Genomic DNA, 8,815 nt, shown 5'->3' on the forward strand with positions numbered 1-8,815 from the left:
GTTTTATTTTTTATTTAGCTTATTGGTAAGACCTTTCATTATTAGAAAAATAATTTCAGAAGTGTGTATAGAAGAAAACAAACGTTTATTTTCTTCTATAGACAAACCATTATTTTTGCTTAATTTTTCTAAAGTATATTCATTTAAAAACTTAATACACTCTTTGTAGTCTATTCTATCTTCACTCTTTTTGGAATTATAATAATTAACAAATTTTTCATAATTCTGGTTTTGAGATGATTGCCATTCAATAGTTAACTCTTCAGGTTTTTGTCCATTAAGTCCTTCTATTATTCGTAATGTTATACCACCAAATATTCCCATAAAATATACAGGTATATTATTTTCTAGTGCAAGAATTGCCTCTTCTAAAAGACCTGGATATTTACCTTTAAAATTAGACATCTTACCACCTGTAAAAATTCTCGCACCTGTATCGTTCTGCATCTCTTGTCTCATTTTTGTGAGACTTTCTGCCCATATGAAAAGATTGTCATTGCCTACGGGAACATAAGGCATTGATTTGTCAATATCTAAGTTTTTTGGCGGGTCAACAATAACAGGTAAAACACCATTTTTCTTAAATTCTAAGATATCAGATTTTGTGAGTTTTAAATGAATAGGAAAGCTGAAATAGTTTTTAAAAAACAACTTACCAACCTCTTTGCTAGGCCTGTATTGATGTACTAGATTAGAGAATAATCTCGTGTAACCATTTTGACGTAAATCACCACCATAAACTAAACTGCTTCCATGAATTATTAAAAACCTTGTTGTTTCAGTTATTAGATTTCTTTGATGTGCTAATGAGAAACCTAAATGTTCTATTTCAGGACTATCGCTTATTGAAATAGCAACATTTTGACCATCAAAAAGATGAATTTCTTTTTCTTCAGATGAATCTTTTAGTTCTTTAGTAACATGTTTATCTAAATCTTTAGTAGTTACGATCTTTTTATTCTCTTTTTTCATAGCTCTGGAATATATGTTGGCAGCAATAGAGGTGTTATAAATTTAATTTTTTTGTCCACATCATTTAGTAAACTGAGTTCCTCGATACCTATTGGTGGGTCTGGATATAAAACAATAAGAGATTTAACTTCTTTATTTTCTTCTTTCAGATTCTCGATGTCTATGTAATTAAATAATTCTGGTGCTTTGGGAAGCACTAAGCAACTATATTGTTTTTCTAAATCATACATCTTAACGATAGATTTCAAATAAAGCTCGTTGTATTTATCACTTATTACTTGTGATAATATTAGATTTATAATTTCCTCGAAATTGTTATTCCAAGTAATAGTAGGAAAATTTCCACTATATGGAAAACTTCTTCTTTCTCCCTTTTTGATATCAATTACACCTATAATTGGGCATCTATATCTTTTAGCAATAATTATCTCTTTTCTACACCATTCTCTATCTGAGTATATATCAGTATTGAATATTACGAAAGCAGAATGATCAATATGTTTTGTTATTTCCTGTTCAAATTGATGGCCATATGCTATATCGTTAGCGTCAAAAAAGGCTTTCAATTTAGTATTGCTATAAATATGATTTCTAAACTTTATGGCTAAATCTTCACCATCATCTTTTGCGTGTGAAATAAATAATTTAATGGGTGGATCGCTATGCTCTGCTGTATCGTAATTATCTTTTACATTAAATAAAAGTTTAGCTATACTTTCCAGTAGCCTGTATTTAATAATCTTATTATTACTTTCAAAATCATTACCAGAACATGGATTTTTCTGTGTAGTCTTGATGAATTGAGTAACACTTAAATATTCAGGGTTTAAATCAAAAGCATAATCACTAAAAGCAATTGGAAATACCCGAGTGTTAGCTGGCTTTGATTTTAATAATTTGTCGATTGCAATTGTCCAATTAGAATCGTTAAACATATGCTCATCCACCAAAACTATAAGTGCATTTTTAACAGATTCTGAAAATGGTATTTTAACAAAGGTTTCTTTATTATAGGGCTTCGTCCTGTAATGTACGGGTATATCATATTTACTGTGTGTTATATTACCGTTTTCACCACTATAGGTGTTATAAATACTTTCTGCATATTCTTTACCTTCTTTGAATTCTGGATGCCACAAGACATAGATGGATAATGGGCTTTTAAATTTTTTCATTCGCATAAGTTTTCTGTTAATCTTAGTATACCTGCATTCACAATTTTGTCTGATTCACTTCTTCTAGAAAAAGCCAATTCGATAGCATCTTGTAGTTTTTTTCTATTTTCAGTCCAATCAATTACAACTGCATAGCCTGATTCTATATTAGCCATAAATCTTTCTGAATAATTGTCTTCATTATATGTATTTCCTAACCCATAATCTGGATGCGAAGGAAGCCTTATCCCTAATAAACCAGCATATCTATCTCCTACTTTTCTGTTTAGTGCTCCGCCAATTTCCCAGTCAACATGTTTTCTACATTGGGTATTTGGACCTAATAACACTGCAAGAACAGTTGTATCTTTCATATAACCTTCATTTATTAACCTGTGGATATAATCGTCACTATTTTCACCATCTATTTCATCCATCATAACCGATTGGTTAATAATTAAATCTTTAAATAAATTATCGAAATGTTCTCTCTTTTCCTGATCGTCATTATGATAATAGCTAACAAAAACATTGCGTTTTGAAATATTTCTTGGTAAACCGTAACCCCATTTAAAATATCCGTCTTCCATTCTAAAACTTCCTTTTCTAAACCAATTACCATTTGTGCTTTTGAAAACCCCACCTATTGTATGCCCTTGATTATATTTTTGTACTAACCAATTACGGTTTTGTATTTCAAAGTCATTAACTGTTGAGCCATCAGTAGGGCTAATTAACACATCTTCTATAAGCTGTCCATCAGCTCTAAAGGATAATTTTGATATTAAATATTCCATATTCTTACTTTTTAATTTAAAGTTGCCAATCCATTACATCATCAAGTGAGTGGCCTATTGTACTGTTTTTGTTTATGTAATTATACATTTCAAGATAGCCTTCGCTATAGCCTGTAATATTAGATATGTATTGATTTAATGATTTAGTGCCTCTAATTACCGGAACTGTTTTTATGTAGTCTGGTAACAATGTAGCAGAAATTCCTTTTAATGTTAAAGCACCTAATGTTGTTTTATCATAACCATAGCCTATTTCCCATGGTACCCATTTTGAATAAATAGTTTTAGGTGAAATAACACAAAGCATGTGTGTACTATTATTAATCCCTTTTTTTATGCAACGAACCACACCTGCTGGATTATTAGTTTGTACTTGATGCTTCAAGTCGTAATCATACTCATCCAAATAGACATCAATACCAGCTTTCATAATATATGCTGCTACCTTTTTGCAGTATTCTAAATCGCTTTTATGATGGCTTATAAACACACATTTAACACCTCCTAGTAGATTTACCCTTGCTTTAGATTCGTTTAAGCTTAACGCCCTATTTATACCTGCCATATCTATAGTTTAATTCCAAAAAAGTTAATGGCATTTCTATCTGCTCTCTCCATATTATTTCTTATTTCGTGGCTAGCATTATTACGCTTCCAAATGGCATAATTGATTTTACTTTCTAAATCACGTTCAACATTTTTCCACCTCATTGAAACCGCATAACCAGAATCTATATTGGCTTTTAACCTTTTAGGTACTGAATGTGTTGCTGTTGGCAGGTAAATAGCCAATAAACCGTTTGGTTTAAAAGACTTTTTAGGGTCTTTACTATTTTTATATGCTCTTAATGAAGCCCATAACTCCCAATCAATCCATTTTCTATATCCTGTGCGCTCTCCAATTAAAACAATGGTTACTGAACAAGACCGCATTTTATTTCTGATTACTTTATAAATCTGCTCATCTGAATAATCAGATATATCATTTTTAAGAGAATAATCTGCTACTTTCATACCTTGTTTAATCTCTCGAAGTTTTGTTACAAACTCCTGATCATAATCATGGTGGTAGCTCACAAAAAAGTTTCTCGTCGGTTTTAGCATTGATTTTAATTTTAATTTGTGTTTACTCTAATTTTACCCGTTAACAGCTGCTGCATTAACCCTTGTTTTTGATTTTTTAGTTTTTTTAATTGCTGTTTTAAGGCATCTATTTCATTATCCGCAGCTGTTAAAACCTCTGCTATTTTTTGTTGCTCTATGAATTCAGGAATTTTGATTTTAACTTTTTTTATAATACCACCACTTAAATTAGGTTGACCACCTTGAGTCATAGCGTGAACAACAGATGGCATTATCATTCTCAATTTTTGAAACAAAAATGTATTGTCTATTTTTTCTGAAGGAATAATTGCTAAAACAGCTTGATTAATCGCTCCTTTGATTTCTGTAATTGCACAAACACCTGCTGTAGCACCATACATTGCTACTAAAAGTGTTTTTGGCTGAACTATTTTAGCTGAAGAGTTTTTTAGACCTAATTCCGTAATAAAATCTTCTGTATCTGTTATAATGACCTGATTTAATTCTCCAGATTTTATCCAATGTATATTACCATTGTAATAATCGTAGTTCTTACTTGAAGGTGTCCCGCCTGAAAATGATTTTGAAATCTCACCCAATCTTACTTCTTCCCACTTCTCATTAAACCCAGCAAACCGTTTTTTACCAGTTAACAATTGTTGCATAAGTGCTTTTTTTTGCAACTGCTTTTCTTCTATTAAAGCTTCTTGCTTATTTATAGCTACATCCCAAGTAGCAAGAATTTGTGCTATTTTTTGTTGTTCTGGTAGTGGTGGGATTGGGATTTTAACTTTTTTAAGACTTTTGCCATAAATATGAACTACGGAATGTCCTTGACCTAATTTGTGTAATTGAGACCTAACAAAATCGTTATTCATTAAAAACCCAAGGTATTTTGAGTCTTCATTCTCTTGTCTAAAAATTATTATGTCACCACCAGCATATGCTTTTTCATTACCTAAATAAGCAATTGCCTTTCCTATATCTTCCAAAGTTTCACCAGAACCTGCAAACAAAATATCACCGTATTTTATTTCATTACTATTGTTAGCAGATTCATCATTTATTCTAGACTCAAATACATCTGTATAATTATGGTACTTGGTATATATTTCCGCATAGCGAATGCAAGAAAAACCAGAATCACATAATTCTAGTATTTCGCTCTTACTAATACCTTTTCCTTTGGTAAAGCTTCCGATTTCATCCAAAGTCTTAAAAATCCATCCATCAGGAATGACTCCTAATTTGGCATCTTTTTGGACTTTTGTCGGTGTTGTGTCGGTGTTGTGCTTCATTATAGCCCCAATTCTTTTAAATAACTATCCATTTGCGTACGCACTTCCACCAACTCGCTTTCAAGTCTTTCAATTTCTTGTTGTGTTGCCGCTATATCTACAGGTTCTTCTTCCTCAAAGGTGTCCACATAGCGTGGGATATTTAAATTGAAATCATTTTCGGCTATTTCTTCTAGTGTTGCTAAATGGCTGTATTTTTCTATTTCTGTAAACTGTTTGAACGTGTCTACAACTTTATTGATGTCTTGCTTACGCAGTATGTTCTGTTTTTTACCATCTTGGTATTCTTTACTAGCATCTATAAACAAGACCTTATCTGTTGTTTTTGCTTTGTTAAAGATTAGAATCGCTGCAGGAATCCCTGTTCCAAAAAAGAGGTTGGTTGGTAAGCCAATAACTGCTTCTAAAAGATTTTCTTCAATTAAATTTTGACGAATTTTACCTTCTGCGCTCCCTCTAAACAATACGCCATGTGGCACAATTACACCTACCTTACCTGTTGGTAATGCGGTTTCTATCATGTGCAGAATAAAGGCATAATCGCCTTTAGACTTTGGTGGCACCCCTCTTAAAAAACGTTTGTAACGGTCTGTTTCGGCATTTTCGTGACCCCATTTATCTAAACTAAATGGTGGATTTGCGACTACCACATCAAATTTCATTAAGCTATCGTTCTCAATAAGTTTTGGGTTATTAATGGTATCGCACCACTCAATTTGAGCCGAGTCCATACTATGCAAGAAGCAGTTCATTTTACTTAATGCCCAGGTATCTCCATTAGATTCTTGACCATAGAGTGCAAAATTATTGGTTGGATTTCCCTCACTATCCTTAACTTCTTCAGCAACTTTAATTAATAAAGATGCTGAACCACAGGTAGGATCGAAAATACGATTGCCTTCTTTTGGATCTACTAATTTTGCAAGTAGCCCAGACACTTCTTTAGGTGTAAAAAATTCACCGCCTTTTTTACCAGCTCCAGAAGCAAATTTTTCTAACAGATACATATAGGCATCCCCTAAAATATCCTGTTTTCCATCCCAAAGTGATGGACGAAAATCTAGTTCTGGTTGCGCAAAGTCGTTAATTAAGTTTTTTAGACGACGGTTACGATCTCTTGTTTGTCCCAACTTATCTGAATTGAAGCTAATATTACGAAATACGCCATCTAATTTTTCAATATTTTGTTCTTCTATTTGACCAAGTACTTTATCTATAATACCACCAATATCCTGATTATCTCTATTTTCATAAATGTATTTAAAGGTGCAATTTTTAGGCAAAATAAAACGCTCTCTGCCTAATTTACGTTGAATAAGTTCTTCATTATCACCATACATTTCTTTGTATTCTTGATAATGATCCTCCCAAACATCACTTAAGTATTTGATAAACATAAATACTAGGATGTAATTTTTGTACTCGGAAGAGTCGAAAGCACCTCTAAAGGTGTCGCAAGCATTCCATAATGCTGCATTTATTTGATCTTGGGATGGTTTTCTATCTGTCATTTTTAGTTAAATTATCTTTTGTTAATATGATTTAATAATTGATTGTTGATTAAGACTTCTCTACGTTCTAGAATTTTAGTGTGTAGCGTTTTTTCTTGAATCGCTAAAACCCCTAAAGCAGCAATTTTAGATTGCTCTTCTATATTAGGAAGTTGTATTGGAATATTTTCTACGACTTTACGATTAACTGTGGGTGTATAGGTGCCCGTTAGATTTTGTTTAATATAGTTTTGAACTGGCGACTGGTTGATGTACCAAGCAATAAAACTAGGATTTGCTTTTGTTTGATTTACTTCAATTACAAAAAGAGCGGAAGATGCTATATATGTTCCTTGCTTATTATGAGAAGTAAAAGCAATAGCATTATTATTCTGACCTTTAGAAATAAAAAGAATATCGCCATCTTTTAAGATGTACTTCTCCTTAATACCTTCTGCAGACACCTTGTAGCATTCTTCACCAATAGCCGTGTAATCATTGATTAAATCTTTTAACTGTACTACCTTTAGTTGGCCATTAGAATCGTCTTCAATCTTACCACGAAAAGAATACCCTGAAGAAATACCTTCTCCCTGTAAAATTGTTTTTAATGTTGTATTTTTGACTTGCATAAATAATTTACATAATTACTATACTGCAAATATACATAAAATATCAATACATGTAAAAATAAATATACATAATCGTTATACTGTAAATTATGCTCTTTAGAATTAAACTAGGCAAATTACTTTATAAATTCCAAGGTTTTAAAGACAAAAACGTGGTTTCATTTTTTTAGAACAGATGATATTATACTTTGTTTGAAGAAATTCTTACTCTTTCAGCAACTTAAGCTCGCTACATACATCCTTTAATAAATCACCAGGGTCAACATCAATAGCCAAAGCAATTAAATAAAGTTCATCAGCACGGAGTCTAGTTGATTCGTTAGAACTCAATTGAGAAAGTCTAGCTTGACTGATTCCAGTACGCCTTGAAACCATTGCTCTATTCACTGATTTTTTTGTAAGATATAGTCCTAAAGATGTCATAAATATTTCGAATTTGTATAGATAAATGTACTTTGAATATAGAAAAATATAGAATTTCTAAAGTTTTATTTTGAATTTTGATAGATTATATATAGATTTGTTTAGATAATCTAAAGAATTATTAAGAAGTCTAACATTCAAAAGAAAAAGATATGGATGATAAAAGCTCTACTAAACAAAAAAATATTCTAAATAAACTAAACTCCCTTTTGGAAATTAAATATATCTACGAGACAAGAATAGAAAAAGAAGATACCATCAAGCCTATATTAATTATAATACTAAAAGGAAAATGTAGTTCCTTAACCCAAGAATTATCGACAATGGTTTCTAAAATATTTCAGGACGAAACAGATTTTTTATACCGAATATTTTCGTTTGAATATGCCCATCAACAGTTAAAAGAAGAAAACCTGTTTTTTGTTCATGGATGTACTTGGAATAAACTAGTATTTCATAATACTGATGATGAATTAGATAGCTTTCATGAATACCATATACCAGAAAAAACACTAAACAACATGCAATCGACTTTCGAAAAAGAATGTCATAAAATGACTGTGTTTTTGGAGGGCGCGACCTTTTTTATTGAAAAAAATAATCTTTCTCATGCCGCCTATATGCTACACCAACATATAGAATTATGGTTTCGCTTTGCTGCTCTTTTTATAATGGGTAAGGAACGCAAAAGCCATAGTATTAAAGAGCTTCAAACCTATGTAAAAGCATTTGCACCTGAACTAGGAAAACTTTTTAATACACAAATAGAAGAGGAGCAAAACCTTTTAAAATTATTGGATGATGCTTATATAACAACACGCTATGAAAACAATTACCATATCAACTTGGAGCAAATCCATAAAATATTAGAGAAAGCTCATAAAATGGAAGCATTGGCTACGTCACTATTCAAAAACAAACTGAACACCTGTATTGTTGAAGTATCAAATACTAAAGATATCAAAG

At 31.6% G+C, this 8,815-nt stretch carries 10 protein-coding genes; 1 reads left to right on the forward strand and 9 read right to left on the reverse strand.

Annotation, left to right across the window (positions count from 1 at the left end; all coding sequences use genetic code 11):
* Positions 1 to 3: 3 nt before the first annotated feature.
* The 9 genes from ACH5TX_RS06110 to ACH5TX_RS06150 form a co-directional block, all read right to left on the reverse strand.
* Positions 4 to 972 carry a hypothetical protein gene (locus ACH5TX_RS06110; RefSeq protein WP_439338642.1) on the reverse strand — a complete coding sequence of 323 codons (969 nt, stop codon included), beginning with the start codon at positions 970 to 972 and terminating at the stop codon, positions 4 to 6.
* Positions 969 to 2,153, reverse strand: a complete 1,185-nt coding sequence (locus ACH5TX_RS06115; RefSeq protein ID WP_439338643.1) for a toll/interleukin-1 receptor domain-containing protein — start codon at positions 2,151 to 2,153, stop codon at positions 969 to 971. The genes ACH5TX_RS06110 and ACH5TX_RS06115 overlap by 4 nt, the downstream gene beginning before the upstream one ends.
* Complete coding sequence (locus tag ACH5TX_RS06120) at positions 2,144 to 2,923, reverse strand: TIR domain-containing protein (RefSeq protein ID WP_439338644.1); 780 nt, start codon at positions 2,921 to 2,923, stop codon at positions 2,144 to 2,146. Before ACH5TX_RS06120 ends, ACH5TX_RS06115 begins: the two co-directional genes overlap by 10 nt.
* Positions 2,924 to 2,939: 16 nt before the next feature.
* The gene (locus ACH5TX_RS06125) at positions 2,940 to 3,488 is read right to left on the reverse strand and encodes a toll/interleukin-1 receptor domain-containing protein (protein WP_439338645.1); all 549 of its coding nucleotides are present in this window, start codon (positions 3,486 to 3,488) and stop codon (positions 2,940 to 2,942) included.
* A 2-nt stretch (positions 3,489 to 3,490) separates the two neighbouring features.
* Positions 3,491 to 4,027: a TIR domain-containing protein gene (locus tag ACH5TX_RS06130; RefSeq protein ID WP_439338646.1), complete on the reverse strand. Its 537-nt coding sequence runs from the start codon at positions 4,025 to 4,027 to the stop codon at positions 3,491 to 3,493.
* Positions 4,028 to 4,038: 11 nt separating this feature from the next.
* Positions 4,039 to 5,304: a restriction endonuclease subunit S gene (locus ACH5TX_RS06135; protein WP_439338647.1), complete on the reverse strand. Its 1,266-nt coding sequence runs from the start codon at positions 5,302 to 5,304 to the stop codon at positions 4,039 to 4,041.
* On the reverse strand, positions 5,304 to 6,815 hold the full coding sequence (locus ACH5TX_RS06140; RefSeq protein WP_439338648.1) for a type I restriction-modification system subunit M: 1,512 nt from the start codon (positions 6,813 to 6,815) through the stop codon (positions 5,304 to 5,306). The genes ACH5TX_RS06135 and ACH5TX_RS06140 overlap by 1 nt, the downstream gene beginning before the upstream one ends.
* An 11-nt stretch (positions 6,816 to 6,826) precedes the next feature.
* A complete protein-coding gene (locus ACH5TX_RS06145; RefSeq protein ID WP_439338649.1) occupies positions 6,827 to 7,426 on the reverse strand; it encodes a restriction endonuclease subunit S in 600 nt (199 codons plus the stop codon).
* 204 nt (positions 7,427 to 7,630) lie between these two features.
* Positions 7,631 to 7,849: a helix-turn-helix domain-containing protein gene (locus tag ACH5TX_RS06150; RefSeq protein ID WP_439338650.1), complete on the reverse strand. Its 219-nt coding sequence runs from the start codon at positions 7,847 to 7,849 to the stop codon at positions 7,631 to 7,633.
* 152 nt (positions 7,850 to 8,001) lie between these two features.
* On the opposite strand from ACH5TX_RS06150, the gene ACH5TX_RS06155 reads away from it, so the two are divergent.
* Positions 8,002 to 8,815, forward strand: an 814-nt coding sequence (locus ACH5TX_RS06155; protein ID WP_439338651.1) for a HEPN domain-containing protein, incomplete at its 3' end; no start/stop codon positions are given.

Origin of the sequence: Thalassobellus citreus (genome assembly GCF_044385915.1) — a bacterium.
GTDB classification, from domain to species: domain Bacteria; phylum Bacteroidota; class Bacteroidia; order Flavobacteriales; family Flavobacteriaceae; genus Thalassobellus; species Thalassobellus citreus.